Raw genomic sequence first — 24621 nt, forward strand, 5'->3', positions numbered from 1 at the left:
TCCGGGGGGAATCGTGGAGGTGGTCGGGAAGCAGTGGGGAACCGGTCACGAGGCGAAGAGCCGTACCGGCCAGTCGGCATGGCTCTCCGCCGCGATGTCCAGCAGCGGCGAGGAGGCCGCGGGCAGCGCGTCCGGGCCCTCCGACCGCGCCCGGTGCGCGGCCTGCGCGGCCTGGGCGGCGACGGCGTCGAGCTCGGGGGCGAGGCGGGCCAGGACCCCGCTCGCCTCGAAGGGGTCCAGGCCGAGCAGCCGCACGGTCGCGGTCGCCGGTCCGCCGACGCTCTCGTACGCCGCCACGTGCGCGGCATCCAGCGGCCCGAGCCCGGCCGCCCGGGCGGTGAGCCCGAGCACCACCGGCTGGTGCGCCCCGCGCGGGAAGGCCGCGGCGAGCGCGTCGAGTTCGGCGGCGGGCCAGGTGGCCCGGGCGGCCCGCAGCAGCTGCCGCCCCAGCCGCCGGGTCGCGGTGCGCAGCGCGGGCGACGGGGTGCGGGCATCGGCGGCCGTGTCGAGGACGGCCGGGTCGAGTCCGAGGGCTGCGGCCGCCGCGAGTGCGGCGGCGACCAGTCCGGCCGTGTGCAGCCGGCCGCGGCAGAACTCCTCGAGGGTGGCGGCGTCGTGGATCCGGCCGGCCTTGCAGGCGGCCTCGGCCCCGCCCGAGTGGGCGTGCCCGCCGGCCGGGAAGCGGCCGTCGGCGAGCACGAGCAGTGCGGCGAGGCTCATCGGGCTGCGCCCGTCGGAAGAGGCCTCATGTCAGAAGAGGAAGTAGCGCTGGGCCATGGGCAGTTCCGCCGCGGGCGCCGGCTCCACGGCCTCCCCGTCGATGGAGACCGTGAAGGTGTCGGCGTCGACCTCGACCCTCGGCATGGCGTCGTTGTTGCGCATGTCCGCCTTGCTGACCTTGCGGGTGCTCTCGATGGCCACGAACTGCTTGCCGAGTCCGAGCCGTTCGGGCAGCGCGTCGTCGAGGGCGGCCTGCGCGGTGAAGTTGACCGAGTTCAGCCCGGGAGCCCGGCCGTGGCCGCCGAACATCGGGCGGGGCAACACCGGCTGCGGGGTGGGGATGGAGGCGTTCGCATCACCCATCTGGGCGTACGCGATCTGGCCACCCTTGATGACCACTTCGGGCTTCACCCCGAAGAAGGCCGGCGTCCACAGCACCAGGTCGGCGAGCTTGCCGGTCTCCACCGAGCCGACCTCCCGCGCGAGGCCCTGGGCCACGGCGGGGTTGATCGTGTACTTCGCGACGTAGCGGCGGGCACGGTGGTTGTCCGCGGGTCCGTCGCCTGGCAGGAAGCCGCGCCGCTTCTTCATCACGTGGGCGGTCTGCCAGGTGCGCAGCACGACCTCGCCGACGCGGCCCATGGCCTGGGCGTCGGAGGAGATGATGGAGATGGCGCCGAGGTCGTGCAGGACGTCCTCGGCGGCGATGGTCGAGGGCCGGATCCGGGACTCGGCGAAGGCGAGGTCCTCGGGGACGGCCGGGTTGAGGTGGTGGCAGACCATCAGCATGTCGAGGTGTTCGTCGATGGTGTTGACGGTGTGCGGCCGGGTCGGGTTGGTGGAGCTGGGCAGGATGTTCGGCTCGGAGACCACGGTGATGATGTCGGGTGCGTGCCCGCCGCCGGCGCCCTCGGTGTGGTACGAGTGGATGGTCCGCCCGGCGATGGCGGCGAGCGTGTCGCCGACGAATCCGGCTTCGTTCAGGGTGTCGGTGTGGATGGCGACCTGGGCGCCGGTCTCGTCGCAGACGCTCAGGCAGGCGTCGATGACGGCGGGGGTGGACCCCCAGTCCTCGTGGATCTTGAACCCGAGGGCGCCGCCGCGCAGCTGGGAGTGCATGGCCTCGCGGGACATGGTGTTGCCCTTGCCCAGCAGGCCGATGTTGACGGGGTAGGACTCCAGGGCCGCGAACATCCGGGCGAGGTGCCAGGGGCCGGGGGTGACGGTGGTGGCCTTGGTGCCCTCGGCGGGTCCGGTGCCGCCGCCGACGAGGGTGGTGATGCCGGAGGCCAGGGCCTCGTCGACGACGGTCGGGGAGATGAAGTGCACGTGCGCGTCGATGGCGCCCGCGGTGACGATCTTCCCGTTGCCCGCGATGATCTCGGTCTCGGGGCCGATCACGAGTGCCGGATCCACCCCGTCCATCGTGTCGGGGTTGCCGGCCTTGCCGATGCCGCAGATGCGGCCGTCGCGGATGCCGATGTCGGCCTTGACGATGCCCCAGTGGTCGAGGACGACGACTCCGGTGATCACGGTGTCGGGGGCGCCCTCGGCGCGGGTGGTCCGGGCTTGGCCCATGGACTCGCGGATCACCTTGCCGCCGCCGAACACGGCCTCGTCGCCGGAGCGTCCGGGGCCGCCGCTGAGATCCTGCTCGATCTCGACGAAGAGGTCGGTGTCCGCGAGCCGGATCCGGTCGCCGGCGGTCGGTCCGAAGAGGTCGGCGTACGCCCTGCGGTCGAGCTCAGCCATCGAGCGGCCCTCCGGTCTCGCCGCGCAGGCCCGGTACGCTCCGCAGCCCGCCCAGCGGTACGAGTTCCACGGCGACCGGGATGCCCGGCTCGAAGCGCACGGCGGTGCCGGCGGCGATGTTGAGCCGCAGGCCGCGGGCGGCCCGGCGGTCGAAGTCGAGGCCGGGGTTGGCCTCGGCGAAGTGGTAGTGGGAGCCGACCTGGACGGGCCGGTCGGCGGCGTTGAGCACGGTGAGGCGGGTGACGGGACGGCCCTCGTTGAGGCGCACCGGGCCGTCCCCGTGGACGATTTCGCCGGGGATCATGCGGGTACTCCCCTTCAGACGATCGGGTCGTGGACGGTGACGAGCTTGGTGCCGTCCGGGAAGGTCGCCTCGACCTGGACGTCGTGGAGCATCTCGGGGATCCCCTCCATCACCTCGGCGCGGCCGAGCACGGTGCGGCCGGAGGCCATGAGCTCGGCCACGGTCCGCCCGTCGCGGGCCCCTTCGAGGATGTGCGAGGTGATCAGGGCGACCGCTTCGGGGTGGTTGAGGAGGACCCCGCGCGCCCTGCGCTTCTCGGCCACGTCGGCGGCCACGTGGATGAGCAGTCGTTCCTGCTCGTGCGGTGTCAGTTGCACTCGTAACTCACCAAGCTTCCAGGACAAGATCGAAGTCGCGCCGGGCCGACCCTAGCGACCTTCAACGCTTTGTTGACCTGCGCATATCCGAGCCAAGCATGTCTTGCCCAACGCAGAGAGAGGCTTTCCGTCCCGAGCACCGCCGTTTTACCCGCGGATGGGTGATCATTGACGGAACACCGTGGCCCGCCACGCTAGGCGTCGTGTTTTTCCGCCGCGTTAACCCACGTTTCGGGCAGGCACCCGGTTCAACTCCCGGGCCGCCCAAAACCGGTTCCGTATACGGCCCGGACCGACGGCCTCCCGGCCACCGCCGCAGGACCCGCCCCAGAGGAGATGCATGTTCGTCAACCCGGTCCGCCACATCACCTTCGACTCGCTCGAGCCCTACAAGACCGCCGAGTTCTGGTCCGCCGTGACCGGCTTCCCCATCCACCCGGACGACGAGGAGGGCGACGACGAGATCCTGCTGGACCCGGCGCAGCCCGGGGTCCCGGGTCTGCTGTTCATCCGCGTACCGGACGCCAAATCCGTCAAGAACCGGGTCCACCTGGACATCCAGCCGCCCACCGGCACCCGGGACGAGACCGTCGAGCGGCTCATCGGGCTCGGGGCGGAGCTGGTCGACGACCGGCGCCGGGAGGACGGCTCCGGCTGGGCCGTGCTCGCCGATCCGGAGGGCAACGAGCTGTGCATCGAGCGCAGCGCCGCGGAGCGCGGGCAGGGCTGAGCGCGGCTCAACAGCCGGTGACGCTCTTCGCGGGAGCCCCGACGGGCCAGGGCAGGGCGATCCAGACGGTCTTGCCGCCGTCCTCGGTGGGGCTGACGGAGAGCCGGCCGCCCGCTTCGGCGGTGAGCCAGCGGATGATCACCATTCCCCGGCCGTTGTCCTGCTGGACGGCGGCCGGGAGGCGCTTGGGCCAGCGCGGGTGACTGTCGGTCACCCCGACGCGGAGCCACTCCCCGCGTTCGAGGCGGACGTCCACGGTGAAGGTGGGCGACTGCCCGAAGGTGTGCTGCACGGCGTTGGTGGCGAGCTCCGAGACGATCAGCCGGACACTGTCGGCGGTGTCGGCCTCGTCGGGCAGTCCCCATTCGCCGAGCACGTCCGCGACGTAGCGGCGGGCGGTGGCGACCGAGGCGGGATCGCTCGGCAGAGTGACGGATGCTTCCTGGTGATCTGCCATGGCGACGGTCCCTTTCCCACCGGGGCGAAACCCCGGATCTGTGCTGGACGCCAGAGTGCCACCCATCGTCCCGCCGGTGCTGCCGTTCCCCCAAGATATGCATATATCTGTCGCTCAATGCAGTGAACTCTGCTACGGAAGAGCGTATTTGGACGGCAGACTGGTGCGAGCTGTGCCGGTGGAAGGAGGCGGGTATGCAGCACGGTCCCGCGGTGCGTCGGCGCAAGCTCGGCGAGGAACTGCGCGCGCTGCGCGACCGGACCGGACTCACCAGTGGTGAGGCGGCCCGGATCGCAGGGTGGCACCAGTCGAAAATCAGCCGCATCGAAACAGGGCGCAGTGGCGTGAAACCGGAGGACATCCGCCTCCTCCTCGATGTCTACGCCGAGGTTGTCAGCCCCGAACAGCGGGCGCTGCTGGAGGCCCTGTCGGCCTCGGCGGCGGGCCCCGGGCCGGGCGGGGACACCGGGCGCGGCCGCCAGTGGTGGCACGACTACCGGGGGCTGCTGCCGCAGGAGTACCGGGATTTCATCAGCCTGGAGGCGGGCGCCCGCTCGGCCCGTACGGTCGAACTCTCCGTGGTGCCCGGCCTGCTGCAGACCCCGGAGTACGCCCGGGCGGTGACCCGGGCCGCGCTCGGCGGGCTGCCGGAGCCCAAGGTCGACGCGCTGGTCGACGTACGGCTGGCCCGGCAGTCGGTGCTGCGGGCCGATCCCCCGCTGGAGCTGAGCGCCGTACTGGACGAGGCGGTGCTGCGGCGGCAGATCGGCGGCCCCGGGGTGATGGCAGCGCAATTGCGACATCTGATGCAGGTGGCCCGGCTGCCCCAAGTGCGGTTGCAGGTACTTCCGTTCAGTGTGGGGGGTCATCTCGGCCTGACCGGACCGTTCGTTATTTTCTCATTTCCGAACATCGCCGATCTGGATGTGGTGGTACTCGACCATTTGACGAGTAGCCTCTATCTGGAGCGGAAGGAAGACCTCGAGGCGTACAGCGCCGCATTCCGCACCATCCAGGCGCACGCCCTCCCGCCCCAGGACTCGTCGGATCTCATCAGCTCACTCGCTGACGACGCGTAAGGAGGCACCCCCGTGTCCGCAACCCCCCTCTCCACCAGCGGACTTCTGATCAGCGCGCGGTGGCGGCGGAGCAGCCGCAGCACCGGAATGAACAACTGCGTGGAAACGGCCGTCCTCAGTGGCAGCGGCCTGCTGGCCGTCCGCGACTCCAAGCGGACGGACGGCCCGGCCGTGCTCTTCACCGGGCCGGCCTGGGACGGCTTCCTCGCATCTGTACGGGCGGACGTGCTCGCGTGACGCCCTAGCGGTCCGTGGCTCCGGCCGGGGCGGTCCCCAGGATCGTCTCGACGGCCCGGTCGATCTCGTCCCCCGTGAGATCGGCCCGTGCGGTCAGCCGCAGCCGGGAGATGCCGTCCGGCACCGACGGCGGACGGAAGCATCCCACGGACAGACCTGCCTCGCGGCAGTCGGCGGCCCAGCGCAGTGCCGCCGAAGCCGACGGGGCCCGTACCGACACCACGGCCGCGTCCGGCCGGGCCGCGGTCAGGCCGGACGCGGTGAGCCGCCCGTACAGCCGGTCGGCCACCTCGCGGGCCCGGCCGGCGCGCTCCGGTTCCCGCTGGAGCAGGCGCAGGCTCGCCAGCGCCGCACCCGCGGCGGCCGGTGCCAGCCCGGTGTCGAAGATGAAGGTCCGCGCCGTGTTGACGAGGTGCCGGATCACCTTGGCCGGGCCCAGCACCGCTCCGCCCTGGCTGCCCAGGGACTTCGAGAGCGTGAGGGTGGCGACCACCCCCGGCTCGCCCGCGAGTCCGGCCGCGTGCAGGGCTCCGCGGCCGCCCTCCCCCAGTACGCCCAGCCCGTGGGCATCGTCCACGACCAGGGCCGCGCCCTCCTCCCGGCAGGCGGCCGCGTACGCGGCGAGCGGAGCGGCGTCTCCGTCCACGGAGAACACCGAGTCGCTGACCAGCAGCGCCCTGCCCTCGTGCGTGGCGAGCGTCTTGCGCGCGGCCTCCGGGTCGGAGTGCGGGATCACCTCGGTATCGGCACGCGAGAGCCGGCAGCCGTCGACGATCGAGGCGTGGTTGCCGGCGTCGGACACGACCAGGGTGCCCCGGCCGCTGAGCGCGGTGACGGCCGCCAGATTGGCGGCGTACCCGGAGGACAGGACGAGCGCGGCCTCGAACCCGCAGAAGGCCGCGAGCTCCCGCTCGAGCTCCGCATGGAGCTCGGTCGTACCGGTCACCAGGCGTGATCCAGTGGCCCCGGCGCCCCACCGTTCGGCCGCCTCGTGCGCGCCGCGCACGGTCTCGGGGTGCCGGGACAGGCCGAGGTAGTCGTTGCTCGCGAGGTCCAGCAGCGGTGAGGAGGCCGGGCGGGGGCGCAGCGTCCGGACGAGCCCGGCCTTCTCACGGGCCCGCTCCGCGTCGTCGATCCAGGCGAACACGTCATCGGGCTCGGGGCTGTGCTGGGGCATCGGCGGATCCTCGTGTTTTGTCGGCTGTCCACAGGCGTGCATGACCCTAACGGCCGTCACCCGAGTGCCAGGTGTGGCGATACACACACTCCGTTCCGGCCATGTTGTGCGATCTCTCCTTGGCCGGGAGTGCTCGTGTGGTCCAGGATCGGCGTCATGGACCTGCTGAACACCCTGGTGGACAAGGGGCTGCGGCGCGAGCTGCCGACCCGCGAAGAGGCGCTCGCCGTACTGGCGACCTCTGACGACGAACTGCTCGACGTGGTGGCCGCGGCCGGCAAGGTGCGCCGCCAGTGGTTCGGGCGTCGGGTCAAGCTGAACTACCTGGTCAACCTGAAGTCCGGGCTCTGCCCGGAGGACTGCTCCTACTGTTCCCAGCGGCTGGGATCGAAGGCGGAGATCCTCAAGTACACGTGGCTGAAGCCGGAGGAGGCCTCCCAGGCCGCCGCGGCCGGTGTGGCGGGCGGCGCCAAGCGCGTGTGCCTGGTCGCGAGCGGGCGCGGGCCGACGGACCGCGACGTGGAGCGGGTCGGCAAGACGATCGAGGCGATCAAGGAGCAGAACGAGGGCGTCGAGGTGTGCGCATGCCTCGGCCTGCTCTCGGACGGCCAGGCCGAGCGCCTGAAGGACGCGGGCGCCGACGCCTACAACCACAACCTCAACACGTCCGAGGCCACGTACGGCCAGATCACCAAGACCCATACCTACGCGGACCGGGTCGACACGGTACAGAAGGCGCACGCGGCCGGCCTGTCCGCCTGCTCCGGCCTCATCGCGGGCATGGGCGAGAGCGACGAGGACCTGGTCGACGTCGTCTTCTCGCTGCGCGAGCTGGACCCGGACTCGGTGCCCGTCAACTTCCTGATCCCGTTCGAGGGCACCCCGCTGGCCAAGGAGTGGAACCTCACCCCGCAGCGCTGCCTCCGGATCCTGGCGATGGTGCGGTTCGTCTGCCCCGACATCGAGGTCCGGCTCGCGGGCGGGCGCGAGGTGCACCTGCGCACCATGCAGCCGCTGGCGCTCCAGCTGGTGAACTCGATCTTCCTCGGCGACTACCTCACCAGTGAGGGCCAGGCCGGCCAGGCCGACCTCGACATGATCGCGGACGCCGGCTTCGAGGTGGAGGGCGCCGGTACGACGACCCTCCCGGCGCACCGCGCGGACGCGGTGGCCACGGCCGCCGCGGCCCACGGTCCGTGCGGCTCGTCGGCGGCCGAGGCGGGCTGCGGCTCGGCGTGCGGCGGCTGCTCGGGCCACGAGCACGAGGCCGTCCCGGCCCGGGCGGCGGCCCAGGCATCGGCGCAGACGTCGGTGCAGGCGCCGGCTCAGGCTTCGGCGGGCGAGGTCCGCTCGGACCTGGTGGCAGTCCGCCGCCGGGGCGCGGGAACGGACCTCGCGCCCAATGCCTGACCAGCACCACGCGATGCCGGCCGGGGAACTGCTCGCGCTGGACCGGCAGCACGTCTGGCACCCGTACGGCCCCATGCCCGGGCGGCAGGAGCCGCTGGTCGTCTCCTCCGCCTCGGGCGTCCGGCTGCGGCTGGCCGAGCCCTCCCAGGGACAGGACGAGCTGGTCGACGGCATGTCCTCCTGGTGGTCGGCGATCCACGGCTACAACCACCCGGTGCTGAACGAGGCCGTGACCGACCAGCTCGGCCGGATGTCGCACGTGATGTTCGGCGGGCTCACCCACGAGCCCGCCGTCCGGCTGGCCTCCCGGCTGGTCGAGATCACCCCGCCCGGCCTGGAGCACGTCTTCCTCGCCGACTCGGGCTCGGTCTCGGTCGAGGTCGCGGTGAAGATGTGCCTCCAGTACTGGCGTTCCATCGGCCGGACCGGCAAGACCAGGCTGCTGACCTGGCGCGGCGGCTACCACGGGGACACGTGGACGCCGATGGCGGTCTGCGACCCCGAGGGCGGCATGCACGAGCTCTGGTCGGGGATCCTCCCGCGCCAGTTGTTCGCCGACGTGCCGCCGAGCGGCTTCGACGCGCCCGTGGACCCCGCGTACGTCGACCACCTGCGCTCCCTGCTCTCCGCGCATGCGGACGAGCTGGCCGCGGTGATCGTGGAACCGGTGGTCCAGGGCGCGGGCGGCATGCGCTTCCACAACCCGGGCTACCTGCGGGTGCTGCGCGAACTGTGCGACGAGTACGACGTCCTGCTCATCCTGGACGAGATCGCGACGGGCTTCGGCCGCACCGGCGCCCTGTTCGCGGCGGACCACGCGGGGATGACCCCGGACGTGATGTGCCTCGGCAAGTCCCTGACCGGCGGCTACCTCACGCTGGCGGCCACCTTGTGCACGGAGCGGGTGGCGGACGGGATCTCCCGGGGCGCCGTCCCGGTCCTCGCGCACGGGCCGACGTTCATGGGCAACCCGCTCGCCACGGCGGTGGCGCTGGCCTCGATCGACCTGCTGCTCGGCCAGGACTGGCAGCGTGAGGTCAAGCGCATCGAGGCGGGTCTCGTCGAGGGCCTTGCCCCGGCGCGGGACCTGCCCGGTGTCCGGGACGTACGCGTCCTGGGCGCGATCGGCGTGGTCCAGCTGACCCACGAGGTCGACGTGGCCGCGGCGACGCGGGCGGCGGTCCGCGAAGGCGTGTGGGTGCGCCCGTTCAGGGACCTGATCTACGTGATGCCGCCGTTCGTCACGGGCGACGGCGACGTGGCCCGCATCTGCCGCGCGGTGTGCGCGGCGGCGGCGGAGGGCTGACATGACGGTACTCGTGGTCTCGGGCACGGGCACGGAGATCGGCAAGACGGTGGTCACGTCGGCGATCGCTGCGGCCGCGGTCGCGGCGGGCCGCTCGGTGGCGGTCCTCAAGCCCGCGCAGACCGGCGTGGACGCGACCGAGCCGGGCGACGCGGCGGAAGCGGTCCGCCTGGCCGGACCCACGGTCACGGCGGTGGAACTGGCCCGCTATCCGGAGCCGTTGGCCCCCGGCACGGCGGCCCGGCGCGCGGGCCTGCCCACGGTCTCGCCGAGCGCCGTCGCGGAGGCGGCGAGCCGGCTCGCCCGGTCCCACGACCTGGTCCTGGTGGAGGGCGCGGGCGGCCTCCTGGTCCGCTTCGACGAGGCGGGCCACACGCTGGCCGATGCGGCCCGCCTCCTCGGCGCCCCGGTGCTGGTGGTCGCCCCGGCGGCCCTCGGCACCCTCAACTCCACGACCCTGACGGCCGAGGCCCTCCGGGCCCGGGAGCTGGAGGCCATGGGCGTGGTGATCGGCAGCTGGCCGGCCGAGCCGGACCTGGCCTGCCGCTGCAACCTGGCGGATCTCCCGTCGTCCTCGGGGCTCCCGCTGCTGGGCGCCGTCCCGGAGGCCTCGGGGTCCCTGTCCCCGGAGTCCTTCCGTACGGCGGCCCCCACCTGGCTGTCCCCCGCCCTCGCGGGCACCTGGTCCCCGGAGTCGTTCCTGACGACCTGGCAGCCCTGATCCCGGACTTGGACCCCATCGGCCCGGCGGCGCCACCCGGCCCGCCGGGCTCGTGTCCGCGGTGCGTTCAGTGGCCGCCGCGGGGCTCTTTGCAGCCGCCCTCCATGTAGACCCCGTGGGCCTTCACGCTCATCGGCGGTGCCAAATGGCCCGTCACACACGGCCCGCTCTCCGGAATCGACAGGACGAAGGAGAGGTTGCCCGTGCTCGATGCGTACACGTCTCCGGTCTCCGGCTTGTAGCCCATCGCGGTCAGGAGCCCGCTGAGCTCCTGCGTCGACTTCGGTGCGCCCTTCCCGTCGGAGCCGTCCAGCGCCTTCTTGATGCGCGCGGCGTGCGCGTCGCCGCGGCACTTGGTCGCGGGCGTGAGCGTGGCCTCGTTCTTGTACGCGTGGTTCTCCGCGTACTTGCGCGCCGCGGGGTCCGTGGGCAGTTCACCCGGCGTGGCCGACCCTGCCGGGGCCGCACTCGCCTCGCCCTCGCACAGCTCGGCCACCTCGGGGAAGAGCTTGTCGTGGCGGGCCACCGCGGCGGCCGCCTGGGCGGCGTAGTCCGGGGTCTGGCCGGTTGACGGCACCGGGGACGGGTCCGCGGCCGCGCCGCTCCCGGCCACCGTGGTGCCGCAGGCGGTCAGTGCGAGCAGTCCTGCGGCGAGCAGCACGGCGCCGACGGGGGTGGTACGGGATGTCACTGGGTCTCCACTTTCCCTGGGCTGCCCCAACGGGCGGGGCGGATCCCCCGATTGTCCCCACCGCAGGTCCCGGGCTCCTGAGTAGGCGTACTCAATCCGCATGCGGATTGTCGTCCCCGACGCGCACCACGGCGGGGCCGCGGCAGGCGGTCCCGCGCCCGCCGGCGCCGGTTTTGCGGGCCGCCCGGACGGGGAACACAGCCCGGCAGGGCAACCGCACCCGCCGACACCCGCCCCGGAGGCCCGCCATGGCCACACCGCACCGAGACCCGGACTCCGTCGACCACCCGCTCTTCGCCCGGTTCTACGCCCGGTTCAGCACCACCGCCGACTCCCGTGGAGGTGTCGCCGCCCTCCGCGGCGAGCTCCTGCACGGGGTGTCCGGCCGGGTCATCGAGATCGGCGCCGGCAACGGCCTCAACTTCGCCCACTACCCACGCGCCGTCTCCGAGGTCGTCGCCATCGAACCGGAACGGAGACTGCGCCGGCTCGCGGCCGACGCCGCCCTGCGCGCCGAGGTGCCCGTCGACGTCGTGCCGGGTGTCGCCGAGGCCCTCCCGGTCAAGAGCGAGGCCTTCGACGCCGCCGTCGCCTCCCTCGTGCTGTGCACCGTACGGGACCTGCCCCGCTCGCTCGCGGAGCTCCACCGGGTGCTGCGCCCCGACGCCGAGCTCCGCTTCTTCGAGCACGGCCGGGCGCCCGGCCGCGGCATGGCCGCCGTCCAGCGCACGCTGGACCGGACCGTGTGGCCCCACCTCTTCGGCGGGTGCCACACCTCCCGGGATCCGGCCGCTGCGATCGAGGCCGCCGGCTTCCGGGTCGTCTCGTACCGCAGTTTCCGGCTGCCCGAGCGCGGACCGGCGTTCCCCACCTCGTACTGCGTGATCGGTTCGGCCCGCCGCGGTCGCGGGTAGGGGGTGTCCGGCGCCCGGCGGGCCCGGCCCGGGCGGCCGGGCCTCAGCCGCCCAGCGGCTTGACCCAGCGTGTCCAGGCGTCCTGGCGGTGGTACCCGGCCGCGTCCCACGCCCCGTGCGCCCGCTCGTTGCGGTCCAGCACCATCGCGTCCGCGCGCCGTCCGCCGAGCGCCTCGAAGCGCTCCTCCGCGGCGGCGAGCAGCGCCGATCCGATGCCCTGGCGGCGGTGTGCCGGATGGACCGCGAGCCGGTAGAGGTGGCAGCGCCAGCCGTCGAAGCCGGCGATCACGGTGCCGACCAGTTCGCCTTCGCGCCGGGCGAGCAGCAGGGCGTGCGGATCGCGGGCGTGGAGCTGCTCGACCCCGGCGAGGTCGTCACTGATACTCGTTCCCTCGGCAGCGGTCTTCCAGAAGTCGAGCACGGCGGTCAGATCGGTGACCGACGCAGGACCGATGTGAAGATCGCTCATGTCCGGATCCCATCATCCGGGTGCGCTCCGCCAAATGAATGATCCGATCTCTTTGCCCGTCCTTTACCCTTGTGGACGGCAAGCCGACCGACCTGATCGAAAGGTGTGAGCGTCCGCCCATGGGCGAGCCCCCCAGTACCCGACACCGCGCGATAGACCTCCTCCTGGCTGATCATGGAACGGAGGTGACCGACCGATGACCGAAGTGCTCCTGCTCCTCGTGGCGCTGCTGCTCTGCCTTGCCTGCGGAGTCTTCGTCGCGGCCGAGTTCTCGCTGACCACCGTCGAGCGCAGCGAGCTCGACCAAGCCGTCGAGCGCGGCGAGCGCGGGGCCGAGAGCGCCCTGGCGGCCGTGCGCAGCCTGACGTTCCAGCTTTCCGGCGCCCAGCTCGGCATCACCGTGACCGGCCTGGTCATCGGCATGATCTCCAAGCCGTCGATCGCCGCTCTGCTCCAGGGCCCCTTCGAGGCCATGGGACTGTCGGCCGGCGCCGCCTCCTCCACCGCCCTGATCCTCGGCACGGTGCTGTCGACCGTCGTCCTGATGGTCGTCGGCGAGCTGGTGCCCAAGAACTGGGCGATCTCCTCCCCGCTGGCCATCGCCAAGCGGGTGGCCACCATGCAGCGGATCTTCAGCCGCTCCTTCCGGCCGTTCATCAGCCATCTGAACAGCACGGCGAACCACATGGTCCGCCGGTTCGGCATGGAACCGGCCGAGGAACTGGCCTCCGCGCGCACCCCGCAGGAGCTGGTGGCGCTGGCCAGGCACTCCGCCAAGGCGGGCGCGCTGGAGAAGGACACCGCCGAGCTGTTCGTGCGGACCCTGAACCTGGCCGACCTGACCGCGGAGAACGTCATGACCCCGCGCGTCCAGGTCACCGCCCTCGACGTGCAGACCACCGCCGAGGACGTGGCGAACGCGACGCTGGCGACCGGCCTGTCCCGCTTCCCGGTCTACCGGGGCAGCCTCGACACCGTCGTCGGCACGGTCCACATCAAGGACGTGCTCGCGCTGCACGCCGAGGAACGGCACCGCCGGCCCGTCTCCCAGCTGCTGCGCCAACCGCTGCTGGTGCCGGAGTCGCTCACCGTGGACCGGTTGCTGGACCTGCTGTCCGGCCGCCAGACGATGGCCGTGGTGATCGACGAGTACGGCGGCACGGCCGGCGTGGTCACCCTCGAGGACATCGTCGAGGAGGTCGTCGGCGAGGTGCGCGACGAGCACGACCCGCACGAGACCGCGGACCTGGCCCCGGCCGGTACGGACGCCGCCGGGCGCCGCCTCTACTCCGCCGACGGCGCCGCGCGCACCGACCAGCTGGAGCGGATCGGACTGCGCGTGCCGGACGGCCCGTACGAGACGCTGGCCGGGCTGATAGCGACCGAGCTGGGCCGTATCCCGGCCGTCGGCGACAGCATGGAGCTGGGCGGCTGGCGGATCGACGTGGTGGACGCCAGCGGCCGGCGGGCGGCGCGGGTGCTGCTGCACGCGCCCGTCGAGCCGTCTCAGGACAAGGGTGGGGAGGGAGCGCGATGACGGTGCTCCAACTGCTGATCGGCCTGGCGACCCTGGTCGTCAACGCCTTCTTCGTCGGCGCCGAGTTCGCGCTGATCTCGGTGCGGCGCAGCCAGATCGAGCCGTACGCCGAGCAGGGCGACCGGCGGGCCCGCGCAGTGCTGTGGGGCCTGGAGCACGTGTCGGCGCTGATGGCGGCGGCGCAGCTCGGCATCACGCTGTGCACCCTGGTCCTGGGTGTGGTGGCCGAGCCGGCCATCGCACACCTGCTGACCCCGCTGTTCGAACTGTTCGGGGTGCCGTCCGGGCTGACGCACGCGATCTCGTTCGTGGTGGCGCTGGCGCTGGCGACGTACCTGCACATGCTCTTCGGCGAGATGCTGCCGAAGAACGTGGCCCTGTCCGAGCCGGTGCGCACCGCGCTGCTGCTCGGCCCGCCGCTGGTGACCCTGGCCCGGGCACTGAAGCCGGTGATCTTCGCGATCAACGCCTTCGCCAACCTCCTGCTGCGGCTGCTGCGGGTGGACGTGAAGGACGAGGTCTCGGCGACCTTCTCGGACGACGAGCTGGCGCGGATCGTGCGGGACTCCAGCGAGGCGGGGCTGATCGACGACCGGGCGAGCGAGCGGCTGCACGACGCCCTCGAGCTGGGCCGGCGGCCGGTCACCGATGTGGTGCTGCCGCTGGACGCGGTCGTGGTGGCCCGGGAGGGCATCACGCCCGCCGGACTCGAGCGGCTGTCGGCCGAGTCCGGGTACTCCCGCTTCCCGGTGATCGGCGCCCAGGCCAAGATCCTCGGATACCTGCACGTCAAGGACGCCCTGGACGCGGACGGACCGGAGCGGGACCAGCCGTTCGCGGTGTCCGTGCTGCGCCCGATCGCCCAGGTGCGGGCCGAGACCCCGTTGGACGACGTGCTGACCGCGATGCGGCGCAGCCGGACGCACCTGGCGGCGGTCATGGGCTCGGGCGGGGCGATGACGGGCCTGGTCACGATGGAGGACGTGCTGCGCGAGCTGTTCGGCAGGCCGGCCTCCGCCTGACGCGGCTGCCACCGCGGTGGTGCCCCGGCTCTCCGGGTCCGGGGTACCACGCGGTAACATCGCTGCGCCATGGAGATGAATGCGCCTTACACCAGTTTCGTCGCGGTCGGTGACTCCTTCACCGAGGGCATGTCAGACCTGCTGCCCAACGGCTCGTACCGGGGCTGGGCCGATCTGCTGGCCGCCCGCCTCGCGGCGCGCGAGCCCGGCTTCCGGTACGCGAACCTCGCGGTCCGCGGGAAGCTGATCGGGCAGATCGCCGAGGACCAGGCCCCGGTCGCGGCGGCGATGCGCGCCGATGTGGTGACCCTGGTGGGAGGCCTGAACGACGCCCTGCGGCCGAAGGTCGACATGGGCCGGGTGCGCGGGCACCTGGAGGAGGCCGTGGGGCTGCTGGCGCCCACGTGCAAAACGCTGGTGCTCATGCGCTCCCCGGGGCGCAACGGGCCGGTGATGGACCGCTTCCGGCCGCGCATGGAGGAGCTCTTCGCCGTCATCGAAGAGCTGGCCGCCCGACACGGGGCCCTGGTCGTGGACCTGTACGGGGCCGGCGTGCTGGCCGACCCCCGCATGTGGGACGTGGACCGGCTGCACCTGACGGCCGAGGGCCACCGCCGGGTGGCGGAAGCGGTATGGCAGACGCTGGGACTGCCTCCCGAGCAGGACTGGCGCGCCGAGCTCCCGCCCGCGGTGCCCCCGGGCTGGGCCCTGCGCCGCTCCCAGGACCTGAGCTTCGCGCGGCAGCACCTGCTGCCCTGGGTCGGCCGCCGGCTGACGGGCCGCTCCTCGGGGGACGGCCGCCCGGCCAAGCGCCCGGAGCTGCTGCCGTACGAGGCGGCCGCGGGCGAGCGGCTCTCGTAGCAAGGCACAATCCGGGGCGGGGTCGCGACCTGCGTAAACGCACAGCTGCGGCCCAAGTAGAATCCCTACACGTGACAGCCAAGCCCCGCATCCCCAATGTCCTGGCCGGCCGCTACGCCTCCGCGGAGCTCGCCGTCCTGTGGTCCCCCGAGTACAAGGTGACGCTGGAGCGGCGGCTGTGGCTCGCCGTGCTCCGCGCCCAGAAGGACCTCGGCATCGACGTCCCGGACGCCGCCCTCGCCGACTACGAGCGTGTCCTGGAGACGGTCGACCTCGCCTCCATCGCCGAGCGCGAGAAGGTCACCCGGCACGACGTGAAGGCCCGCATCGAGGAGTTCAACGCCCTCGCCGGCCACGAGCACGTCCACAAGGGCATGACCTCCCGCGACCTCACCGAGAACGTCGAGCAGCTGCAGATCCGGCTCTCGCTGGAGCTGGCCCGCGACCGCACGGTCGCCGTCCTCGCCCGTCTCGGCAAACTGGCCGGCGAGCACGCCGAGCTGGTCATGGCCGGCCGCTCCCACAACGTCGCCGCACAGGCGACGACCCTGGGCAAGCGCTTCGCCACCGCGGCCGACGAGCTGCTGGTCGCCTACGACCGCCTGGAGAACCTGCTGGGCCGCTACCCGCTGCGCGGGATCAAGGGCCCGGTCGGCACCGCCCAGGACATGCTCGACCTGCTCGGCGGCGACGCCGCCAAGCTCGCCGACCTGGAGCAGCGGATCGCCGCCCACCTCGGCTTCGCCCAGGCCTTCACCTCGGTCGGCCAGGTCTACCCGCGCTCGCTCGACTACGACGTGGTCACGGCCCTGGTCCAGCTGGCCGCCGCCCCCTCGTCGATCGCGAAGACGATCCGCCTGATGGCCGGCCACGAGCTGGTCACCGAGGGCTTCAAGCCGGGCCAGGTCGGCTCCTCCGCGATGCCGCACAAGATGAACACCCGCTCCTGCGAGCGCGTCAACGGCCTGATGGTCATCCTGCGCGGCTACGCCTCGATGACCGGCGAGCTGGCCGGCGACCAGTGGAACGAGGGCGACGTGTCCTGCTCCGTGGTCCGCCGGGTGGCGCTGCCCGACGCGTTCTTCGCGTTCGACGGCCTGCTGGAGACCTTCCTGACGGTCCTCGACGAGTTCGGCGCCTTCCCGGCGGTCGTGGCCCGCGAGCTGGACCGCTACCTGCCGTTCCTCGCGACCACCAAGGTCCTCATGGGCGCGGTGCGGGCGGGTGTCGGCCGCGAGGCCGCCCACGAGGTCATCAAGGAGCACGCGGTGGCCTCCGCGCTCGCCATGCGCGAGCAGGGTGCCGAGCGCAACGAGCTGCTGGACAAGCTGGCCGCCGACGAGCGGATGCCGCTGGACCGGGCCCAGCTCGACGCCCTGATGGCCGACAAGCTGTCCTTCACGGGCGCCGCCGGTGACCAGGTCGCCGCGGTGGTCTCCCGTATCGAGGCGATCGCCAAGCAGCACCCGGAGGCCGCCGGGTACGCGCCGGGGTCGATCCTCTGACTCCCGAGGAGCTGAGCGCCGCCCGTGACCGCGTCATCCCGGACGTGGTCGCGGGCGGTCTGCGCGTGCTGTTCTGCGGGATCAACCCGGGTCTCCTCTCCGCCGCGACGGGCCATCACTTCGCCCGCCCCGGCAACCGCTTCTGGCCCGTCCTGCACCTGTCGGGCTTCACCCCGCGCCGCTTCGCCCCGGCGGAGCAGGAGGAGCTGCTGACCTACCGGCTCGGCATCACCAACGTCGTCGCCCGTGCCACGGCCCGGGCCGACGAGCTGAGCGCCGAGGAGTTCCGCGAGGGCGGCCGCATCCTGACCGCCAAGGTGGAACAACTGCGCCCGCAATGGCTGGCGGTCGTCGGGGTCACCGCCTACCGCACGGCTTTCGGCGAGCGGAAGGCCCAGATCGGCCCCCAGGACCGGACCATCGGCTCCACCCGCATCTGGGCGCTCCCCAACCCCAGCGGCCTCAACGCCCACTGGACGGCGGAGTCCATGGCCCAGGAGTACGCCCGCCTTCGCGTGGCCGCCGAGGCAATCCCGTAGGGACTGTCGTCGAAGGGGCGTCGGCCTCCCGAAGGGCGGGGCCGACAGGGCCTGGTGCGTGCGGTCGCAAGGCGGAGGAGGGAAGCGGCACGGTGGGGGCACCTCCCAGCGGTAGCCGGGGGATGCCGGTGACCGACGACACGCGGCGACCGTGCGTGCCGGGCCCCGCCGGCCTGGGGGCACCTCCCAGCGGTAGCTGGGGGAGGTACTTTGGCGACACGATCTATGGCGGGTCGATCACGGTCACCGCGGCCATCAGCTGCGGTGAGTGGTCGGCCCCCCACCGGGCCTCGTAGACGGCGACCCAGCGGTCCCCGGCCCGCCACAGGTGCAGGTGGTCGCTCGTGTCCCCGATCTCCTGCCACGGCTGCGCCACCTCCCCGGACTCCGCCCGCAGCTTCAGGCTGTCGAGCGTGAACCGGTCGGGCTTCCCCCACCGCTCCTCCAGCCGCTGGCTCAGGGCCTCGTACTCGGCGGATACCTGGTCCTCGTGTGCCAGGCGGTCGGCCGCGTCCTCGTCCCCGTACCACCGGCTCCCGCCCAGCTCGGCGAGGTGGTAGCCGGGCCCGCTGGTGCCCACTTCGGACCTGCCCCGGACTTCGGGGAAGTCACGCGTCCGGAGCCGGTCGATCGTGTCGAGATGCTCTGCCGTGGTCATGCCGTCAGTATCCCGGGACCCACTGACAACTGGCTCGGCGTCACGCATCCCGCCGGCGCACCGCCGTCCAGCCGCCGGCCACCGCGGTCAGCGCCCACAGCGCCAGCACCCCGAGGCCGCTCCAGGGGCCGAGGCGACCGGCGGAGTCCAGGTGCATGACGAGCTGCCCCGCCTGGTCCGGCAGGAACTCGGCCGCACCGCCGGCAGCCTGGCCGATGATGAACGGAGCCATGACGACGAAGGGTATGAGCACACTCAGCACGACCGCCGCACTGCGCAGCACCGCAGTCAGCCCGGCCGCGAGCAGGGTCATGAGCATGAGGTACACACCGCTGCCGAACACGGCGCGCAGGACGCCCGGATCGCCCAGCGAAAGCGCGTACCGGCCCATCGGCGCCTGACCCAGGACGAAGGTGAGGAGGCCCGTGACCTGGCCGACGATGAAGGCGAGTGCGCCCACGACTGCGATCTTCGACAGGTAGAAGCGGGTACGGTTCGCCACCGCGGTCAGCGAGATGCGCAAGGCGCCGTTGTGGAACTCGGCGGACAGCGCGCTCGCCCCGAACGCGAAGGCCGCTATCTGGCCGAAGTTGATGCCGTAGAAGGCCCCGAGGAGCGGATCGTCCCCCATGCTGCCGGCTTCGGCCTGGCCTGTCGCCGCGGCTGCCAGCAGCTGGATCCCCACCGTCGCGGCGAAGACGGCGATCAGCGACCCGAATGTGCCGCGCAGGGACCGTATCTTGATCCATTCCGAGCGCATGACGGGGACTGTGGGCAGAGCAGTGCTCATGGCGAGCCTCCTGAGTCAGGGGAAGTCAGTGGGTGGCGGCGAACTGGGCGTGGTCGGCAGTGAGGTCGAGGTAGGCCTCCTCCAGTGAGGCGCGTTCGTCGGAGAGTTCCAGCACGGGGATGCCCTCACGGGCTGCCATGCCGCCGACCTGCTCGGCCCGTATGCCGTTCACGGTCCAGCGCCCGTCGTCGGCTGTCGCCATTTCGAAGCCGTCCCGGGCCAGGGCCGCCCGTAGCCGGACCGGGTCGGAGGTGCGCAGGCGCACCTTCGGGGTGCTGCGCGCTTCGATGAACTCCTCCATGGAGGAGTCGGCGAGCAGCCTGCCCCGACCGAGCACGACCAGGTGGTCGGCGAGCGCCGCGGTCTCGGACATCAGATGACTCGAAACGAGCACCGTGCGGCCCTCGGCCGCGAGGCTCCGCATCAGCTCGCGGATCCAGATGATGCCTTCGGGGTCGAGGCCGTTGGCCGGCTCGTCCAGCAGCAGCACCTCGGGATCGCCCAGCAGCGCGGCGGCGATCCCGAGGCGTTGACGCATGCCGAGCGAGAAGGTCTTGATCCGCCGCCCGGCCGCCGGGGCGATGCCTGCCTGCTCCAGTACCTCGTCGACCCGGCGCACGGAGATGCGGTTGGCGGCGGCGAGGAGGCGCAGGTGGTCCCGGGCGGTGCGCCCGCCGTGGGCTGCCTGTGCGTCCAGGAGCGCGCCGACCCGGTGGAGCGGTTCGGGGAAATCGGTGAACCGCGCGCCGCCGATGGTGGCCGTCCCCGAGGTGACCCTGTCCAGGCCCAGCAGCAGCCGCATCGTGGTGGACTTCCCGGCTCCGTTGGGGCCGAGGAATCCGGTGACCCGGCCGGGCAGTACGTCGAAGGTGAGGTGGTCCACGGCCCGGTTGCGGCCGTATTCCTTGGTCAGTTCCCGGATCTCGATGCTGTTCATGGCTCAAGACTCGCCGCCCGGCCCACCCCCTTCCCTCCCCCGTGCGAGGGTGCCGTCTCCCCCACGTGGGGGAGACGCGCCCGGGCCACGCACTGCCACGATGGGGGCATGTTCCGACTGCTCCGTGCCCCGCTCCAACCGGTGACCTACTCACGCTGGTTGCATCTGTGCGTGCCCATGCTGCTGCTGGCCCTGTGGATGTTCATAAAGCCTGCGTGGCCGTGGATGCCGTTGGTCATCGTCATACCGTTCGGCCTGGTGCCGTGGGTGCGGCTGGCGGAGGGGCTGCAGGCGCAGTTCCTGCTCACGCCGTACGACCGCGGCAACCCCGACAGCGGCATCTGTGCCGCGCCGTCGGCGCGGTGGGGCGACCGGTGGCGGACGCTGCTGTGGCTCGAGACACGCCTCGTCATCGCGCTCGCCGCCATGGCCGCGACCGTGTGTCTCCCGGTGATGACGGTCGAACTGATCGCGGCGGCGCTCGGACACCCGCTCGACTCGGACCTCATGATCCCCTTCGCTCCTCCGCGTTGGGCCGCCGCACTCCTCGTTCCGGTGCCTCTGGTCCTTCTCATCGTCACCGTGGTGCTGCTGGGCGAGCTGGTCACCTCGGTCGCGCGCCGGTTGCTGGGGCCTTCGGCCGCCGAGCGGCTCACCGCCCTGGAGGCCCGCACCGAGCAGCTGTTGGAGCGGACCCGCATCGCGCGGGAGTTGCACGACTCGATCGGGCACGCCCTGACGGTGGCCGTGGTGCAGGCGGGGGCGGCCCGGGCCGCCGGCGACCCGGAGTTCACCGACCGGGCTCTGGGCGCGATCGAGGAGACGGGCCGGGCGGCGCTGGAGGATCTGGAACGGGTCCTGCTGATCCTGCGGGAGTCGCCGCAGCCCGTCTCGCAGCGGCCGACGCTGGCTGAGGCCGACCGGCTGCTGGAGTCGGCCCGCGCCTCGGGGGCGGAGGTGGACGCGCAACTGACCGGGCGGCTGGAGCAGTTGCCGGGCCCGGTCACCCGGGAGGGTTACCGCATCCTGCAGGAGGCGCTCACGAACGTGCTGCGGCACTGCGGTCCGGTGCCGGTGCGGGTCCGGGTGGAGCTGGCCGTCGGGAGGCTGGACATGGAGGTCACGAACCCGCTTCCTGAGGGGCCCACCGTCACGGCCGGCGGCGGGAGCGGGCTGCGGGGCATGCGGGAGCGGGCCGCACTCCTCGGCGGGGAGGCCGAGACCGGGCCGTTCGAGGGCGGTTGGAGAGTGCGCGCTCGGCTTCCGCTGGAGCGAATACGCTGACCGGATGCCGGTTACCGTTCTGCTCGTCGATGACGAACCCCTGGTGCGTGCGGGTCTGCGTGCCGTCCTGGATGCCCAGCCCGACATCGAAGTGGTGGGTGAGGCGGCCGACGGGGCCTCCGTCGTCCCGCTCGTCCGGCAGCTGAGGCCGGACGTGGTGGCGATGGACGTGCGGATGCCGCTGCTCGACGGGATCGAGGCGACCCGGGCGGTGCTGCGGACCGTGGACTCCCCGCCGAAGATCCTCGTGGTGACCACCTTCGAGAACGACGAGTACGTGTACCAGGCCCTGCGGGCCGGGGCGGACGGGTTCCTGCTGAAGCGGGCCCGTCCCTCCGAGATCGTGCACGCGGTACGGCTCGTGGCGGAGGGCGAGACGCTGCTGTTCCCCGCGGCCGTGCGGGCCCTCGCAGCGGAGTACGGGAACCGGCAGGCGCGGGCGGCGCTGGAGCGCGCTGCGCTGACCGAGCGGGAGGAGGCGGTACTGCGGCTGATGGCCCGAGGGCTGACGAACGTCGAGATCGCCCGCGAACTGATCGTCGGCACGGAGACGGTGAAATCCCATGTGAGCGCGATTCTGGGCAAGCTGGGGGCACGGGACCGGACCCAGGCCGTGATCGCCGCGTACGAGTCGGGATTCGTCGCCCCGGCGTGAGTCGCCCGGCCTTAAGGGAACAGCCGGTTCCGGCCGATGGGGGGCTGGTTCTCGCCCCGGCCCCGGGGGCGCAGTACCATCCGGCAGACAAGCTCGCTAGCTGGGAGGACACACGTTGGGGCAGCTGACCGGCGGGGATCCCTCTCTGCTCCGGCGGATCAATTCGGCCGTGGTGCTGCGTGCGCTGCGCGCGGCCCAATCGCCGACGCTCACCGACCTCACCCGGGTGACCGGGCTGTCCCGGCCGACCGTCGAAGGCGTGGTCGAAGGGCTGATCGGGACCGGGCTCGTCGTCGAGGCGGGCGCGGAGGAGGGTGCGCGGCGCCAGGGGCGGCCCGCCAGGCGCTACCGGTTCCGGGCCGAGGCGGGGCACCTCCTCGGCATCGAGATCGGGGCGCACCGGGTTGCGGTGCTGCTGTCCGGGCTGGACGGGCGGGTGATCGGCGCCGGCACCAAGGATGTCGCCGAGACGGCGTCCGCCGACGAGCGGCTCGAGCGGGTGCGGGCGGCTGTGGCCGATCTGCTGCGGCGGGCCGGCGTACCGCGGGACTCCCTCCGGGCGGTCGGCGTCGGCAGCCCCGGCATCGTGGAGGCGGACGGCACCGTACGCCTCGGCACGGCCCTGCCCGGCTGGACCGGGCTGCCGCTCGGCGAGCGGCTGCGGCGCTCGTTCCGCTGTCCGGTACAGGTGGAGAACGACGCCAATGCGGCCGCGGTCGCCGAGCACTGGAAGGGCGCCGCGCAGGACACCGACGACATGGTGTTCGTGATGGCGGGGCTCAGCCCGGGGGCGGGTTCCCTGATCGGGGGCCGACTGCACCGCGGGTTCGGCGGGGCGGCAGGAGAGATCGGCGCGCTGCACCTGCTGGGCCGCGACGTCACGCCCGAGAAGCTGCTGTCCACGACCGGTGAACCGCTGCATCCGCTGGACGAGCAGGCGGTGGCCGAGGTGTTCGCCATGGCCAAGCGGGGCGACGAGCAGGCCGTGGCCGCGGTGGAGCGCTTCATCCAGCGGCTGGTGCACGATGTGGCGGCGCTGGTGCTGGCCATGGATCCGGAGCTGGTCGTGGTCGGCGGGTGGGCGGCCGGCCTGAACGGGGTGCTGGATCCCCTGCGCCGGGAGCTGGAGCGCTACTGCCTGCGCCCGCCGCGCGTGGCGCAGTCCCTGCTCGGCGAGGCCGCGGTGGCCACCGGAGCCCTGCGCCTGGCGCTGGACCACGTGGAGGAAGAGCTCTTCGCGGTGGAGAAGACGGTCACGACCCGCCGCCGCTGACCGCGGCCCGGCAGGCTTCCGCGGCCGCCGCCAGGAGGGCACTGTGCCTCCGCAGGCCTGGCCGCCCGGGCCACCGGTCCGGCGCCGGGCGCGGTGCGGGCGGCTCCGGCGGCAGGCGCCTGGAGATGTCCCGGCCCACCGCCGCGGGCCGCACATGCGGTCGTCCGGGAACGCCGAACGGCCCTGTTCCGGTTGGTGCCGGGGCAGGGCCGTTCGGGGACGCGGGGGTCAGGAGGCGACGCGGGCTTCGTGGGTGATCTCCACGTCTCCCGTGTCGCCGAAGGTCAGGCGGCAGGTGTCCGCGCGGTACGTGGCGACCGAGACGGCGGCCGTTCCCGCGGCGGTGAAGTAGCGGGTGGTGACCACGAGCACCGGGGCGCCCGGCAGCCGGTCCAGTTCCTTGGCGTCGTCGGCACGCGCCGAGCCGAGTTCCACCGAGCGGTCCTGGCCGTCCAGGGCGAGCCGCTGGAGCTCGCGCAGCACGGCGCGGGCCCGGGCGGGTCCGGCCGGGGCGTCGATGGCGGAGAGGCCGGGCACGGAGGCGGCCGGCACGTACAGCAGCTCGGCGGCGACGGCCTGGCCGTGGGAGACCCGGGTCCGGCGCACGGTGTGCACGGGCTGGTCGCCGGCGGCGCCGAGGAGCTTCAGGACGGCGGCGGACGGCAGGATGGCCTCGGCCACGTCCACGATCTCCCAGCCGTCGGCGCTCTCGCCGGGCCAGTTGTGCCCCGTGCTGCCGACGGCCACGCCGACCCGCGGCGGGGCGACGGTGGTGCCGACGCCGCGGCGGCGCTGCAGGCGGCCTTCGAGTTCGAGCTGCTCCAGGGCCTGCCGCAGGGTCGCCCGGGCGACTCCGAAGCGGGCGGCGAGGTCACGCTCGTTCGGCAGGACCTCGCCTACGGAGAAGTCGCGGTCGAGCGCCTCGCTGAGGACGGTCTTGAGGTGCCAGTACTTCGGCTCCGGCACCGTTTCGAGCTGCGTGGTCCCCACCCTGACTCCTCCTGCCATCGCTGCAATCGCCGTGTTCCAGCGGCAGTTCCGCGCCTTTGTTTATTAAAGGTTCCTGCACTATCCCTGCGACGATAGGACGGCACACCCCCTTGGTCAAGACCAATCCTCACCCCTTTACCGGGCAGATCGGGCATACGTATCAAGCCGTTCATGCGATGTTCTCGCTCGCTCCGGCACTCACGCCGACACGCACGCCGACAGATACGCCGACACGCACCGGAGGCTTGTCGCATCGGGCTACCGGGCGGTAATCATGGCCTTAGTC

At 72.6% G+C, this 24621-nt stretch carries 27 protein-coding genes; 15 read left to right on the forward strand and 12 right to left on the reverse strand.

Annotation, left to right across the window (positions count from 1 at the left end; translation table 11 throughout):
- Window positions 1-45: 45 nt before the first annotated feature.
- The 4 genes from ACZ5WG_RS07010 to ACZ5WG_RS07025 are packed head-to-tail and all read right to left on the reverse strand — an operon-like array spanning window position 46 to window position 3093.
- On the reverse strand, window positions 46-720 hold the full coding sequence (locus ACZ5WG_RS07010; RefSeq protein ID WP_468721227.1) for an urease accessory protein UreF: 675 nt from the start codon (window positions 718-720) through the stop codon (window positions 46-48).
- Between the two features lie 30 nt (window positions 721-750).
- Complete coding sequence (locus ACZ5WG_RS07015) at window positions 751-2472, reverse strand: urease subunit alpha (RefSeq protein WP_468721228.1); 1722 nt, start codon at window positions 2470-2472, stop codon at window positions 751-753.
- Window positions 2465-2776: an urease subunit beta gene (locus ACZ5WG_RS07020; protein WP_468721229.1), complete on the reverse strand. Its 312-nt coding sequence runs from the start codon at window positions 2774-2776 to the stop codon at window positions 2465-2467. The genes ACZ5WG_RS07015 and ACZ5WG_RS07020 overlap by 8 nt, the downstream gene beginning before the upstream one ends.
- A 14-nt stretch (window positions 2777-2790) precedes the next feature.
- Entirely contained in the window at window positions 2791-3093 is a 303-nt protein-coding gene (locus tag ACZ5WG_RS07025; RefSeq protein WP_468721231.1) for an urease subunit gamma, read from the reverse strand.
- Window positions 3094-3433: 340 nt separating this feature from the next.
- Here ACZ5WG_RS07025 and ACZ5WG_RS07030 point away from each other — a divergent pair, with 340 nt between their 5' ends.
- A complete protein-coding gene (locus tag ACZ5WG_RS07030) occupies window positions 3434-3823 on the forward strand; it encodes a VOC family protein (protein WP_468721233.1) in 390 nt (129 codons plus the stop codon).
- Window positions 3824-3830: 7 nt separating this feature from the next.
- Here ACZ5WG_RS07030 and ACZ5WG_RS07035 read toward each other — a convergent pair whose 3' ends face one another.
- Window positions 3831-4280 carry an ATP-binding protein gene (locus tag ACZ5WG_RS07035; RefSeq protein ID WP_468721235.1) on the reverse strand — a complete coding sequence of 150 codons (450 nt, stop codon included), beginning with the start codon at window positions 4278-4280 and terminating at the stop codon, window positions 3831-3833.
- A gap of 194 nt (window positions 4281-4474) precedes the next feature.
- Here ACZ5WG_RS07035 and ACZ5WG_RS07040 point away from each other — a divergent pair, with 194 nt between their 5' ends.
- Together ACZ5WG_RS07040 and ACZ5WG_RS07045 are read left to right on the forward strand one after the other, a co-directional pair.
- Window positions 4475-5359: a helix-turn-helix domain-containing protein gene (locus ACZ5WG_RS07040; RefSeq protein ID WP_468721237.1), complete on the forward strand. Its 885-nt coding sequence runs from the start codon at window positions 4475-4477 to the stop codon at window positions 5357-5359.
- A gap of 12 nt (window positions 5360-5371) precedes the next feature.
- The gene (locus ACZ5WG_RS07045; protein ID WP_266631458.1) at window positions 5372-5596 is read left to right on the forward strand and encodes a DUF397 domain-containing protein; all 225 of its coding nucleotides are present in this window, start codon (window positions 5372-5374) and stop codon (window positions 5594-5596) included.
- Between the two features lie 4 nt (window positions 5597-5600).
- On the opposite strand, the gene ACZ5WG_RS07050 is transcribed toward ACZ5WG_RS07045, so the two are convergent.
- Window positions 5601-6773, reverse strand: a complete 1173-nt coding sequence (locus ACZ5WG_RS07050; RefSeq protein ID WP_468721238.1) for an 8-amino-7-oxononanoate synthase — start codon at window positions 6771-6773, stop codon at window positions 5601-5603.
- Window positions 6774-6929: 156 nt separating this feature from the next.
- Here ACZ5WG_RS07050 and bioB point away from each other — a divergent pair, with 156 nt between their 5' ends.
- The 3 genes from bioB to bioD are packed head-to-tail and all read left to right on the forward strand — an operon-like array spanning window position 6930 to window position 10210.
- Window positions 6930-8183 (forward strand): biotin synthase BioB, encoded by a 1254-nt coding sequence (bioB, locus tag ACZ5WG_RS07055; protein WP_468721240.1) that lies wholly within the window; start codon window positions 6930-6932, stop codon window positions 8181-8183.
- The gene (locus ACZ5WG_RS07060) at window positions 8176-9489 is read left to right on the forward strand and encodes an adenosylmethionine--8-amino-7-oxononanoate transaminase (RefSeq protein ID WP_468721241.1); all 1314 of its coding nucleotides are present in this window, start codon (window positions 8176-8178) and stop codon (window positions 9487-9489) included. Before bioB ends, ACZ5WG_RS07060 begins: the two co-directional genes overlap by 8 nt.
- A 1-nt stretch (window position 9490) precedes the next feature.
- A complete protein-coding gene (gene bioD / locus ACZ5WG_RS07065; protein ID WP_468721242.1) occupies window positions 9491-10210 on the forward strand; it encodes a dethiobiotin synthase in 720 nt (239 codons plus the stop codon).
- A 67-nt stretch (window positions 10211-10277) separates the two neighbouring features.
- Here the strand turns inward: bioD and ACZ5WG_RS07070 are convergent, their stop codons facing one another.
- On the reverse strand, window positions 10278-10901 hold the full coding sequence (locus ACZ5WG_RS07070) for a hypothetical protein (RefSeq protein ID WP_468721244.1): 624 nt from the start codon (window positions 10899-10901) through the stop codon (window positions 10278-10280).
- Window positions 10902-11149: 248 nt separating this feature from the next.
- Between ACZ5WG_RS07070 and ACZ5WG_RS07075 the strand changes: the two genes are divergently transcribed.
- The gene (locus ACZ5WG_RS07075; RefSeq protein WP_468721245.1) at window positions 11150-11815 is read left to right on the forward strand and encodes a class I SAM-dependent methyltransferase; all 666 of its coding nucleotides are present in this window, start codon (window positions 11150-11152) and stop codon (window positions 11813-11815) included.
- Window positions 11816-11858: 43 nt separating this feature from the next.
- Here the strand turns inward: ACZ5WG_RS07075 and ACZ5WG_RS07080 are convergent, their stop codons facing one another.
- Window positions 11859-12284, reverse strand: coding sequence for a GNAT family N-acetyltransferase (locus tag ACZ5WG_RS07080; protein ID WP_468721246.1), 426 nt, complete (start codon window positions 12282-12284; stop codon window positions 11859-11861).
- Between the two features lie 196 nt (window positions 12285-12480).
- Between ACZ5WG_RS07080 and ACZ5WG_RS07085 the strand changes: the two genes are divergently transcribed.
- From ACZ5WG_RS07085 to mug, 5 genes are all read left to right on the forward strand, one after another.
- On the forward strand, window positions 12481-13821 hold the full coding sequence (locus ACZ5WG_RS07085) for a hemolysin family protein (RefSeq protein WP_468721247.1): 1341 nt from the start codon (window positions 12481-12483) through the stop codon (window positions 13819-13821).
- The gene (locus tag ACZ5WG_RS07090; RefSeq protein WP_468721248.1) at window positions 13818-14843 is read left to right on the forward strand and encodes a hemolysin family protein; all 1026 of its coding nucleotides are present in this window, start codon (window positions 13818-13820) and stop codon (window positions 14841-14843) included. Before ACZ5WG_RS07085 ends, ACZ5WG_RS07090 begins: the two co-directional genes overlap by 4 nt.
- Window positions 14844-14912: 69 nt before the next feature.
- The gene (locus tag ACZ5WG_RS07095) at window positions 14913-15704 is read left to right on the forward strand and encodes an SGNH/GDSL hydrolase family protein (RefSeq protein WP_468721250.1); all 792 of its coding nucleotides are present in this window, start codon (window positions 14913-14915) and stop codon (window positions 15702-15704) included.
- 71 nt (window positions 15705-15775) lie between these two features.
- A complete protein-coding gene (gene purB, locus ACZ5WG_RS07100; RefSeq protein ID WP_468721251.1) occupies window positions 15776-17209 on the forward strand; it encodes an adenylosuccinate lyase in 1434 nt (477 codons plus the stop codon).
- Window positions 17206-17748, forward strand: a complete 543-nt coding sequence (gene mug, locus ACZ5WG_RS07105; RefSeq protein WP_468721473.1) for a G/U mismatch-specific DNA glycosylase — start codon at window positions 17206-17208, stop codon at window positions 17746-17748. Before purB ends, mug begins: the two co-directional genes overlap by 4 nt.
- 223 nt (window positions 17749-17971) lie before the next feature.
- Here mug and ACZ5WG_RS07110 read toward each other — a convergent pair whose 3' ends face one another.
- The 3 genes from ACZ5WG_RS07110 to ACZ5WG_RS07120 are packed head-to-tail and all read right to left on the reverse strand — an operon-like array spanning window position 17972 to window position 20133.
- The gene (locus ACZ5WG_RS07110; RefSeq protein WP_468721253.1) at window positions 17972-18406 is read right to left on the reverse strand and encodes a hypothetical protein; all 435 of its coding nucleotides are present in this window, start codon (window positions 18404-18406) and stop codon (window positions 17972-17974) included.
- A 40-nt stretch (window positions 18407-18446) separates the two neighbouring features.
- Window positions 18447-19196: an ABC transporter permease gene (locus ACZ5WG_RS07115; RefSeq protein WP_468721255.1), complete on the reverse strand. Its 750-nt coding sequence runs from the start codon at window positions 19194-19196 to the stop codon at window positions 18447-18449.
- A gap of 25 nt (window positions 19197-19221) precedes the next feature.
- A complete protein-coding gene (locus ACZ5WG_RS07120) occupies window positions 19222-20133 on the reverse strand; it encodes an ABC transporter ATP-binding protein (RefSeq protein WP_468721256.1) in 912 nt (303 codons plus the stop codon).
- Between the two features lie 108 nt (window positions 20134-20241).
- Between ACZ5WG_RS07120 and ACZ5WG_RS07125 the strand changes: the two genes are divergently transcribed.
- From ACZ5WG_RS07125 to ACZ5WG_RS07135, 3 genes are all read left to right on the forward strand, one after another.
- Window positions 20242-21417, forward strand: coding sequence for a sensor histidine kinase (locus tag ACZ5WG_RS07125; RefSeq protein ID WP_468721257.1), 1176 nt, complete (start codon window positions 20242-20244; stop codon window positions 21415-21417).
- Between the two features lie 4 nt (window positions 21418-21421).
- A complete protein-coding gene (locus ACZ5WG_RS07130; protein WP_468721258.1) occupies window positions 21422-22072 on the forward strand; it encodes a response regulator transcription factor in 651 nt (216 codons plus the stop codon).
- Window positions 22073-22187: 115 nt separating this feature from the next.
- Window positions 22188-23345, forward strand: coding sequence for an ROK family transcriptional regulator (locus ACZ5WG_RS07135; protein ID WP_468721260.1), 1158 nt, complete (start codon window positions 22188-22190; stop codon window positions 23343-23345).
- A gap of 228 nt (window positions 23346-23573) precedes the next feature.
- Here the strand turns inward: ACZ5WG_RS07135 and ACZ5WG_RS07140 are convergent, their stop codons facing one another.
- Entirely contained in the window at window positions 23574-24335 is a 762-nt protein-coding gene (locus ACZ5WG_RS07140; RefSeq protein WP_468721262.1) for a GntR family transcriptional regulator, read from the reverse strand.
- Window positions 24336-24621: the final 286 nt, after the last annotated feature.

The organism is Streptomyces sp. NPDC032745 (genome assembly GCF_055579465.1).

What these genes read in the sequence shown, in the direction of transcription:
- ACZ5WG_RS07010 (WP_468721227.1), bottom strand. Translation starts at nt 720, where the DNA reads ATGAGCCTCGCCGCACTGCTCGTGCTCGCCGACGGCCGCTTCCCGGCC.
- ACZ5WG_RS07015 (WP_468721228.1), bottom strand. Translation starts at nt 2,472, where the DNA reads ATGGCTGAGCTCGACCGCAGGGCGTACGCCGACCTCTTCGGACCGACC.
- ACZ5WG_RS07020 (WP_468721229.1), bottom strand. Translation starts at nt 2,776, where the DNA reads ATGATCCCCGGCGAAATCGTCCACGGGGACGGCCCGGTGCGCCTCAAC.
- ACZ5WG_RS07030 (WP_468721233.1), top strand. Translation starts at nt 3,434, where the DNA reads ATGTTCGTCAACCCGGTCCGCCACATCACCTTCGACTCGCTCGAGCCC.
- ACZ5WG_RS07035 (WP_468721235.1), bottom strand. Translation starts at nt 4,280, where the DNA reads ATGGCAGATCACCAGGAAGCATCCGTCACTCTGCCGAGCGATCCCGCC.
- ACZ5WG_RS07040 (WP_468721237.1), top strand. Translation starts at nt 4,475, where the DNA reads ATGCAGCACGGTCCCGCGGTGCGTCGGCGCAAGCTCGGCGAGGAACTG.
- ACZ5WG_RS07050 (WP_468721238.1), bottom strand. Translation starts at nt 6,773, where the DNA reads ATGCCCCAGCACAGCCCCGAGCCCGATGACGTGTTCGCCTGGATCGAC.
- bioB (WP_468721240.1), top strand. Translation starts at nt 6,930, where the DNA reads ATGGACCTGCTGAACACCCTGGTGGACAAGGGGCTGCGGCGCGAGCTG.
- ACZ5WG_RS07060 (WP_468721241.1), top strand. Translation starts at nt 8,176, where the DNA reads ATGCCTGACCAGCACCACGCGATGCCGGCCGGGGAACTGCTCGCGCTG.
- bioD (WP_468721242.1), top strand. Translation starts at nt 9,491, where the DNA reads ATGACGGTACTCGTGGTCTCGGGCACGGGCACGGAGATCGGCAAGACG.
- ACZ5WG_RS07075 (WP_468721245.1), top strand. Translation starts at nt 11,150, where the DNA reads ATGGCCACACCGCACCGAGACCCGGACTCCGTCGACCACCCGCTCTTC.
- ACZ5WG_RS07080 (WP_468721246.1), bottom strand. Translation starts at nt 12,284, where the DNA reads ATGAGCGATCTTCACATCGGTCCTGCGTCGGTCACCGATCTGACCGCC.
- ACZ5WG_RS07085 (WP_468721247.1), top strand. Translation starts at nt 12,481, where the DNA reads ATGACCGAAGTGCTCCTGCTCCTCGTGGCGCTGCTGCTCTGCCTTGCC.
- ACZ5WG_RS07090 (WP_468721248.1), top strand. Translation starts at nt 13,818, where the DNA reads ATGACGGTGCTCCAACTGCTGATCGGCCTGGCGACCCTGGTCGTCAAC.
- ACZ5WG_RS07095 (WP_468721250.1), top strand. Translation starts at nt 14,913, where the DNA reads ATGGAGATGAATGCGCCTTACACCAGTTTCGTCGCGGTCGGTGACTCC.
- ACZ5WG_RS07110 (WP_468721253.1), bottom strand. Translation starts at nt 18,406, where the DNA reads ATGACCACGGCAGAGCATCTCGACACGATCGACCGGCTCCGGACGCGT.
- ACZ5WG_RS07115 (WP_468721255.1), bottom strand. Translation starts at nt 19,196, where the DNA reads ATGAGCACTGCTCTGCCCACAGTCCCCGTCATGCGCTCGGAATGGATC.
- ACZ5WG_RS07120 (WP_468721256.1), bottom strand. Translation starts at nt 20,133, where the DNA reads ATGAACAGCATCGAGATCCGGGAACTGACCAAGGAATACGGCCGCAAC.
- ACZ5WG_RS07125 (WP_468721257.1), top strand. Translation starts at nt 20,242, where the DNA reads ATGTTCCGACTGCTCCGTGCCCCGCTCCAACCGGTGACCTACTCACGC.
- ACZ5WG_RS07130 (WP_468721258.1), top strand. Translation starts at nt 21,422, where the DNA reads ATGCCGGTTACCGTTCTGCTCGTCGATGACGAACCCCTGGTGCGTGCG.